The organism is Polaromonas sp., from assembly GCF_031411155.1.
GTDB lineage: Bacteria > Pseudomonadota > Gammaproteobacteria > Burkholderiales > Burkholderiaceae_C > Polaromonas.
The window spans coordinates 1-15868 of record NZ_JANOAL010000007.1 but is presented as its reverse complement, the minus strand read 5'-3'; the positions used below and the strand labels follow the sequence as shown (position 1 = coordinate 15868).

Sequence of the window (15868 nt, the reverse complement as noted above, 5' to 3'; positions counted from 1 at the left end):
GCTCAGCCGGTGAATCTCGTCGATGAACAGCACATCGTTTTTTTCCAGATTGGTCAGCAGCGCCGCCAGGTCTTTCGGCTTTTCCAGCACCGGGCCCGAAGTCTGGCGCAGGTTCACGCCGAGTTCATGCGCAATGATGTGGCTCAAGGTGGTCTTGCCCAGACCCGGCGGGCCGAACAGCAGCACATGGTCAAGGGCCTCGTTGCGCTTGTTGGCGGCGCCAATGAAAATCTCCAGCTGCTCACGCACCTTGGTCTGGCCCACATAGTCATCAAACAGCTTGGGCCGCAGCGCCCGCTCAATCGCCTCTTCGGCGGGCGATACCGGCGCGGCCGAGATCACCCGCTTGGAAAGCGGCAGGTCGGCCATGTCGAAGTTGTCGGTCTGGATGGTCATCGTTGTGTACCGCCTGTCACGTCGTAAAGCATGGCCCTCACTTCATCTATTTCGTAAGGTGGCATGCGCAGGTGAATGACCGCGTGGCAGTTCGCACACACCGGGCGCAGGTCAACTAGCGGGTCAACAACATATTCCTTGCCGATTGAAGCAAGTGGTTTTAGATGGTGGACATGAATATAGCTATTGGCCACTGGGCCATAAACTGCCTCAAAGCTGAAATCACATACTGCGCATCTCATCCCGTAGTGGGCCAAACATTGAGCGCGTGCTTTGGGATTCCTCTCGAATGCGTTTACCTGAACTGTGAGCCTCGCCCCCTCCACAAACAGGTTATCACCGACCATCTCTTCTTGGGGAACCCATTCATCGGACCTATCCACTTCGCTTGCATCCGAGGCAAGAAAATTGCGAGCGTAAAGCATCAGCCCTTCGCTGTGACTTCGGCGGAACGGAGTTCCTTTGCGCGGAATTCCAGCGGCAGTCAATGCCGCCAGTCGAATAAACCGGTCATGACCCGCTTGGATTGAGCCAACGACTCTTTTGAGCTGCAAAGCGTCACCTTCAAATGCGCACTGAGGCTTTGACAGAGAGCGATAGTTGGCGCCGAAGAAACCTTCGCCCACAAATGGAGCAGCACCGACGTGACCCGCGATGTTCATGCGAACGATACCAACCTTGAAGACGAGGACCTCTACTTGCCCAACATTCAACCGAAAGCCATCGCGAAGCAGGGTAACCGCCCAAGCCGATGGAGCGATAGCATTTGCTACATCCGCAGATCTAAGAAGTTGCCGCAAAACAATCTCACGCTCGTTTCGGTCTGGCATTGCATCTACAAAGATTGCCTCCGCCTCAGCTATTTCGTCCAGTCTTTTATCCATAGGAAATCAAGCCCACTTATTTCGCCAGGCTTTTCAGCGCCAGCTTGATGCCATCACTGACCCCAACATCCTTGGGCAAGGCTTTCAGCGCCAGCGCCGCATCACGGTCGCTGTAACCCAGCGCGACCAGCGCCTGCAGGATGTCGGATTGCGCGTCGTTGGCCACGCTGACCGGCGCGCCTATGTCGGCACCGAGCTTGCCCTTGAGCTCGAGCAGCAGGCGTTCGGCGGTTTTCTTGCCTATGCCAGGCACCTTGATGATGCGGCCGGCTTCCTGCCGGGTCACGGCCTGCGCCAGATCTTCCACACTCATGCCGCTGAGCACGCTGAGCGCGGTGCGCGGGCCGACGCCCGAAATCTTGATGAGCTGGCGAAAGGCGGCGCGCTCGGAAGCGCTGCCAAAGCCGTACAGAATCTGCGCATCCTCGCGCACCACAAAGTGCGTCAGCAGGCTGACTTTGTCGCCCAGCCCCGGCAGGTTGTAAAAGGTGCTCATGGGCACCAGCACCTCATAGCCGACGCCGTTGCAGTCCACCAGCAGTTCCGGTGGATTTTTTTCGGCCAGCAGGCCAGCGATTCTTCCGATCATGTTTGTCCCATCATGGACAAATCTTATCAGTGCCCGCCCGGCCGCCCGAAGGGCAATGAGCGCCCCCGCGGGGGGCAGCAAACGAAGTGCGCGTGGGGGATGCTTATTACAGTCGCCCCTGGCCTGAAATCGGGGGACAATCACTTATCTGTCTGCATCCTGCCCGTAAAACCAGCCTGGGGAAGCCACTTTTGATTCTTCGCTACACCTTCACGCCGCCCAACAACACCCGCATGGCCCATCTGTGCGGGCCGATGGACTCACACATCCGCACCGTCGAGGCGGCGCTGCAGGTGACGATTGCGCACCGCTTTGAGCAGTTCAAGATCGACGGCACCAAGGTGCGGGCCACCCAGGCGCTGGAGGTGCTGCAGGCGCTGTACGAAATGGCGCAGCGGCCGATTGCCGAGGAAACCGTGCAGCTGATGCTGGCCGGCGACACGGCGCTCAGCCTGTCGCCCGACGGCGTGGCCGCGTTGTCGACCCGGCGCGCCGACCTGCGCGCCCGCACCGTCAACCAGGGCCAGTACCTGGAAAACATCGCCACCCACGACATCACCTTCGGTATTGGCCCGGCCGGCACCGGCAAGACCTACCTGGCGGTGGCCTGCGCCGTCGATGCGCTGGAGCGCAGCGCGGTGCAGCGCATTGTGCTGACGCGCCCGGCGGTGGAAGCCGGTGAGCGCCTGGGCTTTTTGCCGGGCGACCTGAGCCAGAAGGTCGACCCCTATTTGCGCCCGCTGTATGACGCGCTCTATGAGCTGATGGGTTTTGAGCGCGTGCAGAAAGCCTTCGAGCGCCAGCAGATCGAGATTGCGCCGCTGGCCTTCATGCGCGGCCGCACGCTAAACCATGCGTTCGTGATTCTGGACGAGGCGCAAAACACCACGCCCGAGCAGATGAAGATGTTTTTGACGCGCATAGGCTTTGGCGCCAAGGCCGTGATCACCGGCGACGTGACCCAGGTCGATCTGCCGCGCACGCAACTGAGCGGGCTGATCGATGCCGAACGGGTGCTTAGAGACACCAAGGGCATTGCGATGACCCACCTGACCAGCGCCGACGTGGTGCGGCACCCGCTGGTGGCGCGCATTGTGGACGCCTACGACAAGCAGGACAGCGCCGCCGCCGAGGCCAAAGACGCTATTGATTCGATAGCTGCTCCCGCCCGTCTATCAAGGGTTAGGAGCCGAAATGGCTCTTAAACAGCTGAGTTTGTCGCTGCAGTTCGGTGCGCTGAAAGACGCCGCGCGGCACCGCGCCGCCCTGCCGCGCCACAGCGTGGCGCGCTGGATACGCCACGCACTGGCCAGCGATGCCGAAATCACGGTGCGCATCGTCGATGCCGAAGAAGGCCAGGCGCTGAACCGCGACTACCGGCAAAAGGACTACGCCACCAATGTGCTGACCTTTGACTACACGCAAGAACCCGTGGTGACCGCCGACCTGGTACTGTGCGCGCCGGTGGTGGCCCAGGAGGCCAAAGAAAACAGGAAAACCCTGCAGGCCCACTATGCCCACCTGCTGGTACACGGCACTCTGCATGCGCAGGGCTGGGACCATGAAAGCAGCGAGCAGGATGCCGAGGCGATGGAGGCGCGCGAGGCTGAGATTCTGGCTGGGTTGGGTGTCAGCAACCCCTATATTTAGCCATTTCAGGCATCAAATTAGCACCTGGCCCAATAAGAATAGGCGCACAATGCTATTGATTTGATAGCTGTTTAATCTGGGTCAATCCGCAGTGGAATCGTCACCGGCCCGTCGTTGACCAGCTGCACCTGCATGTCGGCTGCAAACTGCCCGGTTTCGACCTGCGCATGGAAAGCGCGTGCCTGCGCCACAAAGTAGTCATACAGCCTGAGCCCTTCTTCGGGCGCTGCCGCAGCGGTGAAGCTGGGCCGGTTGCCGCCGCTCACATCGGCGGCCAGCGTGAACTGGCTCACGATCAGCAGGCCGCCCTGGATGTCGCTGACGCTCAGGTTCATCTTGCCGGCCACGTCTGAAAAAATCCGCAGCTTCAGGATTTTGGCCAGCAGTTTGTCGGCCTGCGCCTCGGCGTCGCCACGCTCGGCGCACAGCAGTACCAGCAGGCCAGCGCCGATCTGGCCCACGGTTTGCCCCTCAATCACCACGCGCGCCTCGGCGACCCGCTGCAGCACGGCTTTCATTCAGATCAGGTCTTTCTGGTCGTCAAAATGCGCTTCAACGTCGCTGGGCAGCAGCTGGATGGAGGCGCGCAGGCCGGGCACGGCGCTCATCAGGGCCTGCTCGACGCTGGTGCGCACCGCTGCGGCACGCCCGAGCGACCAGCTGGCCGGCATGTGCATGTGCATATCCAGAAAACGGCGCTGGCCAGAGCGGCGCGTGCTGAGGTGGTCAAAGCGGATGGTGGGGTGCCTGAACTGGTCCAGCGTCTTGTGGATCTCGGCCAGCACCTCGGGCTCGACGGCTTCGTCCATCAGGCCCTGGGACGAGCGCCACATCAGATGAAAGCCTTCGCGCAGGATGTTCAGGGCCACGCCCATGGCCACCAGCGCGTCCAGCCACAGCCAGCCGGTCAGGGCCACCGCCCCGAGACCGACGACCACGCCGACCGAAGTCCAGACATCGGTGACCAGGTGCCGGGCGTCGGCCTCCAGGGCAATCGAGCGGTGCTGCCTGGCCGAGCCGAACATGACCCAGGCCAGCAGGCCGTTGAGTGCCGAGCTGACGATGGACAGCGCCAGTCCCCAGCCCAGCTGCTGCAGCGGCTGCGGGTCAAATATGCGGTGGGCGGCGGCCCAGATGATGGCCATGGCCGCCCCTATGATCAGCGCGCCCTCAAAGCCGGATGAAAAATATTCGGCCTTGTGATGGCCATAGGGATGGTCCGCGTCGGCGGGCCGCTGGGCAATCGTGACCATGGCCAGGCCAAATAGGGCGCTGGCCAGGTTGACAAAAGACTCCATCGCATCCGACAGCAGCCCGACCGAGTCGGTGATGTACCAGGCGCCGGTCTTGAGCACGATGGTGACGGCCGCCACCACCACCGAGGCCCGCAGCAGGCGCTGCGGCGTGAGGGTTTTCAGGTCGAATTCGGGCATGCCGCCATTGTCCGCGATGCCGCCTATGCAAAAATGCGGCGATGCTGCAAGTGCTACACCGCCGCCTGATCTGGCTCCTGCTCTGGTGCGCCGTCAGCGCGCTGGGCGGCGTGGCGCTGGCGCGGCTGGAGCTGGCACGGCTGCAGGCCGCGTTTGAAACCGACGCGCGCATTGCGCACCGGCTACTGAGCCAGCGCGTGGTGCAGCATGACGCGGTGATGGCCACGCTGGCGCTGCTGCAGCCCGCGGCCGACGCCAGCCAGGCCACCCCGCCCGAGCAGCGCCTGCCGTCGGTCTATCCGCAAATCCTGGGCGTGCAGCGGCAGGGCCGAGGCGCCAGCTGGCCCGACGAGCGGCTGCGGGTGGCCGAAACCCTGTCGCGCGCGCTGCGCCGCCCGGTGCTGGCCGGTGCCGACCTGGCGCGTGGCCGCTACCAGCTGGTGCTGGCGGCCGAGCCCACCAGTTATGCCCTGCAGCTGGACCTGCGCGCCGTGGTGCCCTGGAGCGAATGGCCGATGGCACCCGACACCAGCCCGGTGCGCGTGACGCTGGAGCATGAGGGCCAGACCTTTGTGCTGCAGCCGGGCCACATTCAAGGCGGCGGCTGGCGCTTTGAATTTCACAAACATCTGGCCACCGAGAGCCAGCCCTTTGATGTGGTGGCGCTGCGCCAGGTCGGCTGGGGCGAGCTGCCCTGGGGCTGGATGCTGGGCTGGGCCGCGCTGGTGGCCGCCTTGCTGCTGGCCTGGCGGGCGTTGCTGCGCCAGCGCAGCGAGCGCCAGCGCGCCGAAGAACTGCTGCGCCTGGGCCAGGTGGCGCGCCTCAATACCCTGGGCGAGCTGGCCGCCGGCATGGCCCATGAGCTGAACCAGCCGCTGACCGCCGTGCTGGCCAACACCCAGGCCGCCAGCCGCCTGCTCGATGACGAGCCACCCGAGCTGGCCAGCGCCCGCGACGCCATGACGCAGGCGGTCGAGCAGGCGCGCCGCGCCTCCGAAGTGGTGGGGCGGCTGCGCCGCGCGGTGGAGCGTCCGGACAGCGCCGCGCAGCGCCAGCCGGTGGTGCTCGAAGACGCGGTGCGCAACGCCCTGTACCTGCTGGAGCCGGAGTTCAAGCGGCGCGACGTGGTGCCGCAGCTCGATGCGGCATCCGGCCAAACCACCGTGCAGGCCGAGCCGGTGGCGCTGGAGCAAATCATCCACAACCTGCTGATGAACGCCCTGCAGGCGCTGGAACAGGTGCCCGCTCGCGAGCGCCAGCTCAAGCTGACGCTGGGCGCGCAGGGCAAGCTGGGCCTGATCAGCATTGCCGACAGCGGGCCTGGCATAGCGCCCGACGTGCTGCCGCGCATTTTTGAACCATTTTTCACCACGCGCGAGGCCGGCCTGGGGCTGGGCCTGAGCCTGTGCGAAACCCTGGCCAGCGGCATGGGCGGCAGCCTGACGGCCGCGCACAACGCGCCGCGCGGGGCCGTGTTCCGGCTGTCCTTGCCGCTCGCCGCCATGCCATGACCTCATCCCTGTCATCCCTTTCGCCTTTGGTTCACCTGATCGATGATGACGAAGCGGTGCGCAGCAGCCTGGCCCTGCTGATCAGTACGGTCGGCCTGCGCGTGCAAAGCTGGGCCGACCCGCAAGGTTTCATCAACGAATTTGACCGGCAGACGGTGGGCGCCATCGTGCTGGACGTGCGCATGCCCGGCATCAGCGGCCTGAGCGTGCTCGATACGCTGAAGGCGCAGGGCGTGGACCAGCCCATCATCATGCTGACCGGCCACGGCACGGTCGAGATGTGCCGCCGCGCCTTCAAGTCCGGCGCGGCCGAGTTTCTGGAAAAGCCGGTCAATGACGAAGCGCTGCTCGAAGCCCTGCAAAACGCGGTGCGCCAGCATGTCAAGTCACGCGCGCGCAACCAGGCCGACCGGCAGGCGCAGGAGCGTTATGCCCAGCTGTCGGAACGCGAGCGTGAGGTGCTGGGCCTGATCACCTCGGGCCTGACCAACAAAGAAATTGGCCGCGCCCTGGAGCTGTCGCCGCGCACCGTGGAAAGCCACCGCGCCAACCTGTTTGCCAAGCTCGAAGCCGAGTCGCTGGCGCAGCTGATACGGCACTACGCGGCTTTGGTGGACGCGGCTGGCTGAAGCGCGCTGAGCGCAGCCACTCCGTAGTTCTACGGAGTCCAGCGCGTAGCCCTACGAATGGGCAATATCGCCGCCATTTTTTACAGTTCTCCCACGGTTGATTGAACCGTTTCATTTCCAAAATTTCTGGAGAACACCATGCGCAACGTTATCAAGGTTTCCGCTCTCGCCCTGTCCCTTGTGGCCGCTGCTGCCAGCGCCCAGGGCGTACGGACCGAGAAAAACATCTCCCTCGAACTGGCCAACCAGATCGCCGCCGCCGCCGTGGCCGCCTGCTCGGCCAATGGCTACGCCGTGGGCGCGACCGTGGTGGACCGCGCCGGTGTTGTGCGTGCCGTGCAACGCGCCGACAATGCCGGCCCCCACACGCTGGCCTCCAGCCAGCAAAAGGCCTGGACTTCCGCGTCAACCAAAAGCAACACCCTGGCCATGATGGAAGGTGCGCAGAAAAACCCTGGCGCAGCCAATCTGGTTTACCTGCCGGGCTTTTTGCTGCTGGGCGGCGGCGTGCCGGTCAAGGTCGGCAATGACACCATTGGCGCGATCGGCGTCGGTGGCGCACCCGGCGGCCACCTCGACGAAGCCTGCGCCGTGGCCGCGCTGGACAAGGTCAAGGACCAGCTGAAGTAATCATCGAAAGAAGGAGTCCGCCATGAAACCTCGCCCATTTCACCTGCCCCTGAAGCATCTGCTGCTGGCCGCAGCCTGCGGGCTGGGTAGCATGGCGGCGCCAGTGGCGGCCCAGGTCGCGCCCAGCGCCGCCGAAGCGGCCGCCTACAAGGGCCTGCATGCCGCCGCCCACAAGGGCGACGTGGCCCGGATTGAAAAGCTCAGCCCCTCAAAAACCGACCTGGATGCCCGCGACGGCAACGGCCGCACGCCACTGCATGTGGCCACCTTCGCCCGCCAGACTGGCGCCATTCGCGCACTGGTCAAGGCCGGCGCCAGCCTCAATCTGCTGGACAAGGATATTTACGACGGCGTCACGATGGCCTCGGTGGCCGACGACGAGGACACCCTGCGTGTGCTGCTGTCACTGGGCGCCAGCGCCCGGCAGGTCACCAGCCGCTATGACGGCACCGCCCTGATCGCCGCCGCCCACCTGGGCCATGACGGCGTCGTCAAGCAACTGATTGCCGCCGGTGCGCCGCTGGACCATGTGAACAACCTGCACTGGACCGCCGTGATCGAATCCATCGTGCTGGGCAACGGCGGGCCCAGGCACCAGGCCACGCTCAAAGCCCTGATAGACGCCGGCGCCAGTCTGCAACTGGCCGACCGCCAGGGCAACACGCCGCTGCAACTGGCAAAGTCGCGCGGCTATGGCGAGATGGTGAAGATGCTGGAAAAAGCCGGAGCGCGCTGAGGGTTGTCACCGGGCCAGGCGCGCCGCCGCGTCGCTAAGATGAATGGCGCACGGTAGTTGCCGTGGCTGCGATGTCATCACACCCAGGAGGCTTCATGAAAATTCACAAACGCGGCACGGCCATCGCACTCACCGCCCTGCTCACGCTGGCTGCGGGCGGCCTTTACGCGCAGGCCTCGGGCCTCACGCGCGTGATGGTCGGCCGGGCCGATGTGTCGGTGCCCGGGCGCGAGGCGGTGATTGCCCGCGTCGAAGTGGCCCCCGGTGCCAAGGCCGGCCGCCATACCCATCCCGGCGATGAAATCAGCTACGTGCTGGAAGGCGAGGCCACACTGCTGATCGACGGACAGCCGCCGCTCCAGGTCAAGGCCGGTGAATCCTTTGTCATACCCGCCGGCGTGGTGCATGACGCCCACAACAACGCCTCGGTGCCGATCAAGCTGGTGGGCGTCTATGTGGTTGAAAAGGGCAAGCCGCTGGCCACGCCCGCCCCTTGAACCCTTGAACCCTTGAACCCTTGACCCTGTGGCGCTGGCTTACTGCACGGTGACGCGGGCAAACTTGCGCTTGCCCACCTGCACCACATAGGTGCCAGCGCCCAGTTTCAGCGCCTTGTCGCTGACCAGGCTGGAGTCCACCCGCACGCCGCCACCTTCGATCAGGCGGGTCGCTTCGCTGCCCGAAGGCGCCAGTCCCGCAGCCTTGAGCAGGGCGCCTATGCCCAGCGGCGCGCCCGACAGCGACAGCTCGGGGATTTCGTCCGGCACGCCGCCCTTGCTGCGGTTGATGAAGTCCTGTTCGGCGGCCTCGGCGGCGGCGGCTGAGTGAAAGCGCGCGGTGATCTCCTTGGCCAGCGCCACCTTGGCGTCCTTGGGATTGCGGCCGGCCTGCACCTCGGCCTTCAGGGCCGCGATGTCGGCTTCGCTCCTGAAAGACAGCAGGGTGTACCACTTCCACATCAGCACGTCCGAAATCGACAAGACCTTGGCAAACATGCTGTTGGCGTCCTCGCTGATGCCGATGTAGTTGTTCTTGGACTTGGACATCTTCTCGATGCCGTCCAGGCCTTCGAGCAGCGGCATGGTCAGGATGCACTGGGGCTCCTGGCCGTATTCGGCCTGCAGGTGGCGGCCCATCAGCAGGTTGAACTTCTGGTCGGTGCCGCCCAGTTCCAGGTCACTTTTGAGCGCCACCGAGTCGTAGCCCTGCATCAGCGGGTACAAAAACTCGTGCACGCTGATCGACTGGCCGGCCTTGAAGCGGTCGTGAAAGTCATTGCGCTCCATCATGCGGGCCACGGTGTAACGCGACGCCAGCTGGATCATGCCGCGCGCGCCCAGCGGGTCGCTCCATTCGCTGTTGTAGCGAATCTCGGTTTTGGCCGGGTCCAGCACCAGGCTGGCCTGGCGGTAATAGGTTTCGGCATTGACCTTGATCTGCTCGGGCGTCAGCGGCGGGCGCGTCGTGTTGCGGCCCGAGGGGTCGCCGATCAGGCTGGTGAAGTCGCCAATCAGGAAAATGACCGTATGGCCCAGATCCTGCAGTTGACGCATTTTGTTCAGCACCACCGTGTGGCCGACATGAATGTCAGGCGCGGTCGGATCCAGCCCCAATTTGATGCGCAGCGGCACGCCGCTGGCCTCGCTGCGGGCCAGTTTTTTCACCCAGTCGTCCTGCGGAATGAGTTCGTCGCAGCCGCGCAGGGTGACGGCGAGTGCCATCTTTACACGATCGGTGACGGGGTATTTTGTAACAAGCTCTTGATTCATAAGGGTTTTTCGCATGCCGGGGTTTTGTCCGACAGATATAATGGCCGCTGTCCTGCGTCAGAGCGCCATTTTAGTTGGCCCGCAATTTGCTGATCAGGAACAGAAATTTTGAGTCAGTGAGCCGGCCCCCTTGCCAAGCAACCCGGGGACGGTCACCGATGCCCTTATATCGCAGTCCGGCGCGCCCGTTTCGCCCGATGCACTCCAGATGGGAATTTTCGTTTTGCGCCTGCCCTCACCGTCCCAGATCCTGACTCCCATCGCCGACAGCCTGCGTCGTCACCCCAAGCGTATTACCACCAGCCTTGCTGCACTGTTACTGGGCACCGGCGTGACCGCGTTCGGTGTGGCTCCGCTGGCGCCTGATGCCGCTGATTTGCCGGTTCACCAGGTACTGGAAACCGTGCAAAGCCTGCCCACGCAGGCCCAGACCGATGCGCTGGCCGATTTCAACTTCAAGCTGTTTCGCACCGAAAGCACACGCGGCAGCGACACCGCCAGCAGCCTGCTCAAGCGCCTGAACCTCAATGACCCGGCTGCCGCCGCCTTTTTGCGCATCGACGCCAACGCCCAACTGATACTGGCCGGCCGCCCCGGCAAGACCGTGACGGCAGAAGCCAGCGACAGCCAGCAACTGCTCAAGCTCAGCATGCGCTGGCCCAGCGAGAACGAAGCGCTGTTCAATCGTCTGGTCATCGAACGCGGCACCGCCGGGTTCAGCTCACGCATTGAAACCGCGCCCTACACCAGTTCGGCCCGGCTGGCCAGCGGCAGCATCCAGACCTCGCTGTTTGCCGCCACCGATGACGCGCACCTGCCCGACAAGGTGGCGGTGCAGCTCGCGGAGATTTTCTCGGGCGACATCGATTTTCACAGCGACCTGCGCAAGGGCGACCGCTTCAACGTGGTCTACGAAAGCCTGGAAGCCGATGGCGAAACCCTGCGCACCGGGCGCGTGCTGTCGGCCGAATTTGTCAACGCGGGCACAGCGCACCAGGCGATGTGGTTCCAGGCACCGGGCCAGGACGCCGCGGTTGCCGTCAACACGCAAAAGGACAAGGGCGGCTATTACCGCCTGGACGGCCAGAGCCTGCGCCGCGCCTACCTGAGCTCGCCAGTGGAGTTCTCGCGCATCAGCAGCGGCTTTTCGATGCGCTTTCATCCGGTCCTGCAAAAATGGCGCGCCCACCTCGGCACCGACTTTGCCGCCACCACCGGCACGCCCGCGCGCACCGTCGGCGACGGCACGGTGGAATTTGCCGGCGTTCAAAATGGCTACGGCAATGTGGTCATCATCAAGCACCGCGACAACCACGAAACGGTTTACGCGCACCTGAGCAAAATCCTGGTGCGGGCCGGCCAAAGCGTGGCCCAGAGCGATACCGTGGGCCTGGTCGGCTCCACCGGCTGGGCCACCGGCCCGCACCTGCACTTTGAATTCCGCGTCAACGGCGCGCAGCAAGACCCGATGAACATCGCCAAGCAGAGCCAGACGGTGCAACTGTCCACCGCTTCGCTGCCCATGTTCCGCAAGCTCGCGGCCGACGTGAAGAGCCAGTTGCAGGCCGCATCAAGCATCACCCAGACCCGGACGCAGTGATTAGCCCCCACGCTTTTCACTGCGTGTAATACGCTGCCCCCCGAGGGGGCCGCTGCGCCTGCGGCCCGGCAAAGCCGGTTCCGCGGCCCTGGCTGGTGGGAAGCGCAAACCCCCACGCTTGTTGTGTCGCGTACTGCGCTACCCCCCCAAAGAGGGCTGTTCGGCTTGGGACGGCCCGGCGCCGAAACGTGATTCTTCGCTCGCGGTGCTGGTGCTGAGCCTTTAACCCCCGTCTCGCCACTGCGGCAAAATGGCCGCATGGCAGACTACTTCATTGGCCTGATGTCAGGCACCTCCCTTGATGGCGCCGACGGCGTGCTGGTGGACTTTTCCGGCGCCCGTCTGCGGGTGCTGGCCGCTGCCACCGAACCGTTTGAAAGCCGCTTTCGGGCCGAGCTGCTGGCGCTGAACACCCCCACCGACAACGAGTTGCACCGCGCCGCCCTGGCGGGCAGCCAACTCGCGGCAGTCTATGCGCGGGTGGTCAAAACACTGCTGGAAAACGCGGCTACGCAAGGTATTGCGCCCTCGCAAATCCAGGCCATAGGCGCACATGGGCAGACGGTGCGGCATCAACCGCAAAGAACATCGGCCGAGCCGGCGGGCGTGGGCTACACGCTGCAGCTCAACAACCCGGCCTTGCTGGCCGAGCTGACCGGTATGAATGTGGTGGCCGATTTCAGGAGCCGCGACGTGGCGGCGGGCGGCCAGGGCGCGCCGCTGGTGCCGGCTTTTCACCAAAGCCTGTTTGGCCGCACCGAGGCCACGGTGGCCGTGCTGAACCTGGGCGGCATCTCCAACCTCAGCATCTTGCCGGCCGGCGCCGGCGCACCGGTGCTGGGCTTTGACTGCGGCGCCGGCAATGCGCTGATGGACGCCTGGTGCCAGCAGCACACCGGCCAGCCCTTTGATGCGGGCGGCGCCTGGGCGGCCAGCGGAAAACTGGTCCCGGCCCTGCTGGCCAGCCTGCTCAATGAGCCGTATTTCAGCCAGCCGCCGCCCAAAAGCACGGGCCGAGACCTCTTCAGCCTGTCCTGGCTGGCCGGCAAATTGCAGGGCTTCAGCGCCGAGCAGCCCCAGGACATTCAGCACACCCTGGCCGAATTCACGCTTAGCCCCTGTATAAAGGGCATCAACAGCTATGGAAAAGATAGCAAAGAGCTGATCGTCTGTGGTGGCGGCGCCTTCAACCAGCACCTGATGCGGCGCCTGCAGGCGGGCTTGCCGTCGCTGCGGGTCAGTGCGTCGGATCAGCACGGACTGCCGCCGCTGCAGGTGGAGGCAGCGGCCTTTGCCTGGCTGGCGCGCCAGGCCATACGGCGCCAGCCCGGCAACCTGGCCAGCGTCACCGGCGCCGCCGGGCCGCGCGTGCTGGGGGCGATTTACCCGGCCTGAACATTAACGTCAGACGCTAAAAAGCCGCCTTGAAGGCGGCTTTTTAAGGGGCCAGGCCGGTTAAGAGCCTAAGCCGAGAAGCTGGAGCCGCAGCCGCAGGTGCTGGTGGCGTTGGGGTTCTTGATCACGAACTGAGCGCCTTCGAGGTCGTCCTTGTAGTCAATCTCGGCGCCGACCAGGTACTGGTAGCTCATGGCGTCGATCAACAGCGAGACACCGTTCTTGGTCATGGTGGTGTCATCGTCGTTGGTGATTTCGTCAAACGTGAAACCATAGGAGAAACCCGAGCAGCCGCCGCCCTGAACGAACACGCGCAGTTTCAGGTCTGGGTTGCCTTCCTCGGCAATCAGCTCGGCCACTTTGGCCGCCGCGCTGTCGGTAAAGACAAAGGGGTCGGGCATCACGGTCTGGATGTTTTCGGCAACTGCGCTCATGGGGAACTCCAATATTCAAGGCTCGTCTGGACGATCAGGCTAAATAGTACAGTAAATCGATCAACCACACCGTTTCAGCGACTTTGGGCGGCCGTCAATTGTGAGTACTCACTAGCTGTATTGATCAAAGATTGTTGGCCGCGAGCTTCAGCGTGGGCTTTTCTTCCAGTTCCTGCAGCGTGGTCGGCCGTAACTGTCCAGAGATGACGGCGCCCTGGTGCATTTCAAGCGCCTTGTAAGACACTTCGCCTTCAATTTTCGCCTTGGGCTGCAATTCCAGCAGCTCCGAGGCATGCACCGGGCCCTTGACGCGGCCATTGATGATGACATGGTCGGCATGGATCAGGCCGGTCACGCTGGCGGATTCACTGATGACCAGAATGCTGGTCGTGCCCTCGCTGGCGCGAATGTCGCCAATCACCTCGCCGTCGACCCGCAGGCCGTCGGAAAACCTGAGGTTGCCCTCTATGCATGTGCCCTGGGCAATCAGGCTTTTGATGGGCGGTTGCTTTTTTTTGCCGAACATGGGGAATCCTGTAGGGGAAGACGTTGAAGGATGCAGGGCCTGAACCCCGCAGGTCAGAACTTGAAAATCTGCACGGAACGGACCGTGCCGCCCTCGATGACTTTGGCGGTCACGGTTTTTACCACGGCTTGGGGCGGCAAGTCGAGGACACCTTCCACGCGCCGGTACTGTTTGAACTGCAAGGCCTGCGCGCCGCCCGGCAGCGCCATCACCCAGGGCTTGCCGGCCTGGGTGCCGTTCAGGGTCAGCTCCAGCTTGCCGTTGAAATTGGGGGCATCCTTGACCGGCTGGATCACCAGCACCTGCCATTTGAGCTGCATTTCCGACAGCAGCTCGGCCTGCAGGCTGCGGATGGTGGCCACTTCGGTGCTGCCGGCGGGCAGCAGCTTTTCAAAAAAGCCGAGGTCGTCGCGCAGGCTGCGGTTCTCCAGCTCCAGCTGCTTGATCTGGCTCATCATTTTTTCCTGCGCCGCCTTTTCCGCCGTCAGCAGGCTGCCCGAGGTGTTGGCAATCGACTGCGCCTTGTCGCGGTCCGAGCGCAGGCCGGCCACCTCTTCGCGAAGCAGCGCCAGCTCGGCCTTGGCGTTGCCGTCCAGGCCGGCAATGTCCCTGCCAAACTCAAACGCCCACAGGGCGATGGCGGCCGAAAAGCCCAGCATCACCGCGCCCGCAATCCAGCGCAGCGGCCAGGGCAGCGCGCTGCGCACCGACATGCGCGGGGAGCTGATGGTCAGGCGACGGCGAAACAGACGAAATTTCAAGGGCAGGTCCTGCAATGGATGGGCCGGGGAGCATTGTGCACCGGGTCGGGGCGCGCGCCTGCAAGGCAGGCGACATGAAAAAAGCCGCCAGGCGCAAACCTTGGCGGCTTTTTTGGCAGAAAGCGACTGAATCGAATCAGCGCTTGCTGAACTGCTTGCGACGGCGAGCTGAACGGAAACCGACCTTTTTACGTTCGACTTCGCGCGCATCACGCGTCACGAAACCAGCCTGGCTCAGGGCCGGCTTGAGGGCTGCGTCATAGTCAATCAGCGCACGGGTAATGCCGTGGCGCACCGCGCCGGCCTGGCCGGACTCGCCGCCGCCGTGGACGTTGACCATGATGTCAAACGTCTCGACGTGGTTCGTCAGAAACAGCGGCTGGCGGCAGATCATGATCGAGGTCTGACGGCCAAAGAACACCTGGATGTCCTTGTCGTTGACCGTGATCTTGCCAGTGCCTTTTTTCAGAAACACGCGGGCGACGCTGGATTTGCGACGGCCGGTGCCATTGTTCCAATCACCAATCATTTGGCTGACTCCTTGACTGCGTTAGCGGACATGCCAGCGATTTCCAGCACTTTGGGCTGCTGGGCGGTGTGCGGATGCTCGGCGCCACCGTAAACCTTGAGCTTCTTGATCATGGCGTAGCCGAGCGGGCCTTTTGGCAGCATGCCCTTGACGGCTTTTTCCAAAGCGCGGCCAGGGTGCTTGGCTTGCATGTCACGGAAGTTGGTGGCCGTGATGCCGCCGGGGTAGCCGGAGTGACGGTAGTAAATCTTGTCGGTCGATTTGGCACCGGTCACGCGCAGCTGGGCTGCGTTGATGATGACGATGAAGTCACCGGTGTCGACGTGAGGCGTATAAATGGCCTTGTGTTTGCCGCGCAAACGGAGAGCAACTTCGCTGGCTACTCGTCCGAGGACC

The 15868-nt window shown here is 63.8% G+C and carries 20 protein-coding genes; 9 read left to right on the top strand and 11 right to left on the bottom strand.

Annotated elements, in window-relative coordinates; genetic code table 11:
* The 3 genes from RMO23_RS00310 to ruvA form a co-directional block, all read right to left on the bottom strand.
* Positions 1 to 396: AAA family ATPase (locus tag RMO23_RS00310; RefSeq protein ID WP_309677954.1), on the bottom strand; the 396-nt coding region annotated here is incomplete at its 3' end.
* On the bottom strand, positions 393 to 1280 hold the full coding sequence (locus RMO23_RS00305; protein WP_309677953.1) for a hypothetical protein: 888 nt from the start codon (positions 1278 to 1280) through the stop codon (positions 393 to 395). The genes RMO23_RS00305 and RMO23_RS00310, both read right to left, overlap by 4 nt.
* A 16-nt stretch (positions 1281 to 1296) precedes the next feature.
* Complete coding sequence (ruvA, locus tag RMO23_RS00300) at positions 1297 to 1869, bottom strand: Holliday junction branch migration protein RuvA (RefSeq protein WP_309677952.1); 573 nt, start codon at positions 1867 to 1869, stop codon at positions 1297 to 1299.
* A 191-nt stretch (positions 1870 to 2060) separates the two neighbouring features.
* Between ruvA and RMO23_RS00295 the strand changes: the two genes are divergently transcribed.
* Both RMO23_RS00295 and ybeY read left to right on the top strand, forming a co-directional pair.
* The gene (locus RMO23_RS00295; protein ID WP_309677951.1) at positions 2061 to 3074 is read left to right on the top strand and encodes a PhoH family protein; all 1014 of its coding nucleotides are present in this window, start codon (positions 2061 to 2063) and stop codon (positions 3072 to 3074) included.
* Positions 3064 to 3519 (top strand): rRNA maturation RNase YbeY, encoded by a 456-nt coding sequence (gene ybeY / locus RMO23_RS00290; protein WP_309677950.1) that lies wholly within the window; start codon positions 3064 to 3066, stop codon positions 3517 to 3519. The genes RMO23_RS00295 and ybeY overlap by 11 nt, the downstream gene beginning before the upstream one ends.
* A gap of 71 nt (positions 3520 to 3590) precedes the next feature.
* On the opposite strand, the gene dtd is transcribed toward ybeY, so the two are convergent.
* Both dtd and RMO23_RS00280 read right to left on the bottom strand, forming a co-directional pair.
* Entirely contained in the window at positions 3591 to 4037 is a 447-nt protein-coding gene (gene dtd / locus RMO23_RS00285) for a D-aminoacyl-tRNA deacylase (RefSeq protein ID WP_309677949.1), read from the bottom strand.
* Entirely contained in the window at positions 4038 to 4952 is a 915-nt protein-coding gene (locus tag RMO23_RS00280) for a cation diffusion facilitator family transporter (protein WP_309677948.1), read from the bottom strand. It lies immediately after the preceding gene.
* 41 nt (positions 4953 to 4993) lie between these two features.
* Here RMO23_RS00280 and RMO23_RS00275 point away from each other — a divergent pair, with 41 nt between their 5' ends.
* From RMO23_RS00275 to RMO23_RS00255, 5 genes are all read left to right on the top strand, one after another.
* Positions 4994 to 6463 carry an ATP-binding protein gene (locus RMO23_RS00275; protein ID WP_309677947.1) on the top strand — a complete coding sequence of 490 codons (1470 nt, stop codon included), beginning with the start codon at positions 4994 to 4996 and terminating at the stop codon, positions 6461 to 6463.
* The gene (locus RMO23_RS00270; protein ID WP_309677945.1) at positions 6460 to 7092 is read left to right on the top strand and encodes a response regulator; all 633 of its coding nucleotides are present in this window, start codon (positions 6460 to 6462) and stop codon (positions 7090 to 7092) included. The genes RMO23_RS00275 and RMO23_RS00270 overlap by 4 nt, the downstream gene beginning before the upstream one ends.
* Before the next feature lie 138 nt (positions 7093 to 7230).
* Entirely contained in the window at positions 7231 to 7722 is a 492-nt protein-coding gene (locus tag RMO23_RS00265; RefSeq protein WP_309677943.1) for a heme-binding protein, read from the top strand.
* A gap of 22 nt (positions 7723 to 7744) precedes the next feature.
* The gene (locus RMO23_RS00260; protein WP_309677942.1) at positions 7745 to 8458 is read left to right on the top strand and encodes an ankyrin repeat domain-containing protein; all 714 of its coding nucleotides are present in this window, start codon (positions 7745 to 7747) and stop codon (positions 8456 to 8458) included.
* Positions 8459 to 8553: 95 nt separating this feature from the next.
* Positions 8554 to 8955: a cupin domain-containing protein gene (locus RMO23_RS00255; protein WP_309677940.1), complete on the top strand. Its 402-nt coding sequence runs from the start codon at positions 8554 to 8556 to the stop codon at positions 8953 to 8955.
* A 39-nt stretch (positions 8956 to 8994) separates the two neighbouring features.
* Here the strand turns inward: RMO23_RS00255 and tyrS are convergent, their stop codons facing one another.
* Complete coding sequence (gene tyrS / locus RMO23_RS00250) at positions 8995 to 10227, bottom strand: tyrosine--tRNA ligase (protein ID WP_309677938.1); 1233 nt, start codon at positions 10225 to 10227, stop codon at positions 8995 to 8997.
* A 208-nt stretch (positions 10228 to 10435) separates the two neighbouring features.
* On the opposite strand from tyrS, the gene RMO23_RS00245 reads away from it, so the two are divergent.
* Positions 10436 to 11827, top strand: coding sequence for a M23 family metallopeptidase (locus RMO23_RS00245; RefSeq protein ID WP_309677936.1), 1392 nt, complete (start codon positions 10436 to 10438; stop codon positions 11825 to 11827).
* Positions 11828 to 12085: 258 nt separating this feature from the next.
* Positions 12086 to 13222, top strand: coding sequence for an anhydro-N-acetylmuramic acid kinase (locus tag RMO23_RS00240; RefSeq protein ID WP_309677934.1), 1137 nt, complete (start codon positions 12086 to 12088; stop codon positions 13220 to 13222).
* A gap of 68 nt (positions 13223 to 13290) precedes the next feature.
* Here the strand turns inward: RMO23_RS00240 and erpA are convergent, their stop codons facing one another.
* The 5 genes from erpA to rplM form a co-directional block, all read right to left on the bottom strand.
* A complete protein-coding gene (erpA, locus tag RMO23_RS00235; RefSeq protein ID WP_309677933.1) occupies positions 13291 to 13656 on the bottom strand; it encodes an iron-sulfur cluster insertion protein ErpA in 366 nt (121 codons plus the stop codon).
* 124 nt (positions 13657 to 13780) lie between these two features.
* On the bottom strand, positions 13781 to 14182 hold the full coding sequence (locus RMO23_RS00230) for a polymer-forming cytoskeletal protein (protein ID WP_309677931.1): 402 nt from the start codon (positions 14180 to 14182) through the stop codon (positions 13781 to 13783).
* Between the two features lie 53 nt (positions 14183 to 14235).
* Positions 14236 to 14943 carry a DUF6776 family protein gene (locus tag RMO23_RS00225; RefSeq protein WP_309677929.1) on the bottom strand — a complete coding sequence of 236 codons (708 nt, stop codon included), beginning with the start codon at positions 14941 to 14943 and terminating at the stop codon, positions 14236 to 14238.
* A 136-nt stretch (positions 14944 to 15079) separates the two neighbouring features.
* A complete protein-coding gene (rpsI, locus tag RMO23_RS00220; protein ID WP_309677927.1) occupies positions 15080 to 15472 on the bottom strand; it encodes a 30S ribosomal protein S9 in 393 nt (130 codons plus the stop codon).
* Positions 15469 to 15868, bottom strand: a 400-nt coding sequence (gene rplM / locus RMO23_RS00215) for a 50S ribosomal protein L13 (protein ID WP_309677925.1), incomplete at its 5' end; no start/stop codon positions are given. The genes rpsI and rplM, both read right to left, overlap by 4 nt.

Coding starts and splice junctions, on each gene's coding strand:
- RMO23_RS00245 (WP_309677936.1), top strand. CDS start 10,436: ATGGGAATTTTCGTTTTGCGCCTGCCCTCACCGTCCCAGATCCTGACT.
- RMO23_RS00265 (WP_309677943.1), top strand. CDS start 7,231: ATGCGCAACGTTATCAAGGTTTCCGCTCTCGCCCTGTCCCTTGTGGCC.
- RMO23_RS00240 (WP_309677934.1), top strand. CDS start 12,086: ATGGCAGACTACTTCATTGGCCTGATGTCAGGCACCTCCCTTGATGGC.
- RMO23_RS00270 (WP_309677945.1), top strand. CDS start 6,460: ATGACCTCATCCCTGTCATCCCTTTCGCCTTTGGTTCACCTGATCGAT.
- ruvA (WP_309677952.1), bottom strand. CDS start 1,869: ATGATCGGAAGAATCGCTGGCCTGCTGGCCGAAAAAAATCCACCGGAA.
- RMO23_RS00230 (WP_309677931.1), bottom strand. CDS start 14,182: ATGTTCGGCAAAAAAAAGCAACCGCCCATCAAAAGCCTGATTGCCCAG.
- RMO23_RS00255 (WP_309677940.1), top strand. CDS start 8,554: ATGAAAATTCACAAACGCGGCACGGCCATCGCACTCACCGCCCTGCTC.
- dtd (WP_309677949.1), bottom strand. CDS start 4,037: ATGAAAGCCGTGCTGCAGCGGGTCGCCGAGGCGCGCGTGGTGATTGAG.
- tyrS (WP_309677938.1), bottom strand. CDS start 10,227: ATGAATCAAGAGCTTGTTACAAAATACCCCGTCACCGATCGTGTAAAG.
- RMO23_RS00280 (WP_309677948.1), bottom strand. CDS start 4,952: ATGCCCGAATTCGACCTGAAAACCCTCACGCCGCAGCGCCTGCTGCGG.
- RMO23_RS00275 (WP_309677947.1), top strand. CDS start 4,994: ATGCTGCAAGTGCTACACCGCCGCCTGATCTGGCTCCTGCTCTGGTGC.
- rpsI (WP_309677927.1), bottom strand. CDS start 15,472: ATGATTGGTGATTGGAACAATGGCACCGGCCGTCGCAAATCCAGCGTC.
- RMO23_RS00305 (WP_309677953.1), bottom strand. CDS start 1,280: ATGGATAAAAGACTGGACGAAATAGCTGAGGCGGAGGCAATCTTTGTA.
- ybeY (WP_309677950.1), top strand. CDS start 3,064: ATGGCTCTTAAACAGCTGAGTTTGTCGCTGCAGTTCGGTGCGCTGAAA.
- RMO23_RS00260 (WP_309677942.1), top strand. CDS start 7,745: ATGAAACCTCGCCCATTTCACCTGCCCCTGAAGCATCTGCTGCTGGCC.
- erpA (WP_309677933.1), bottom strand. CDS start 13,656: ATGAGCGCAGTTGCCGAAAACATCCAGACCGTGATGCCCGACCCCTTT.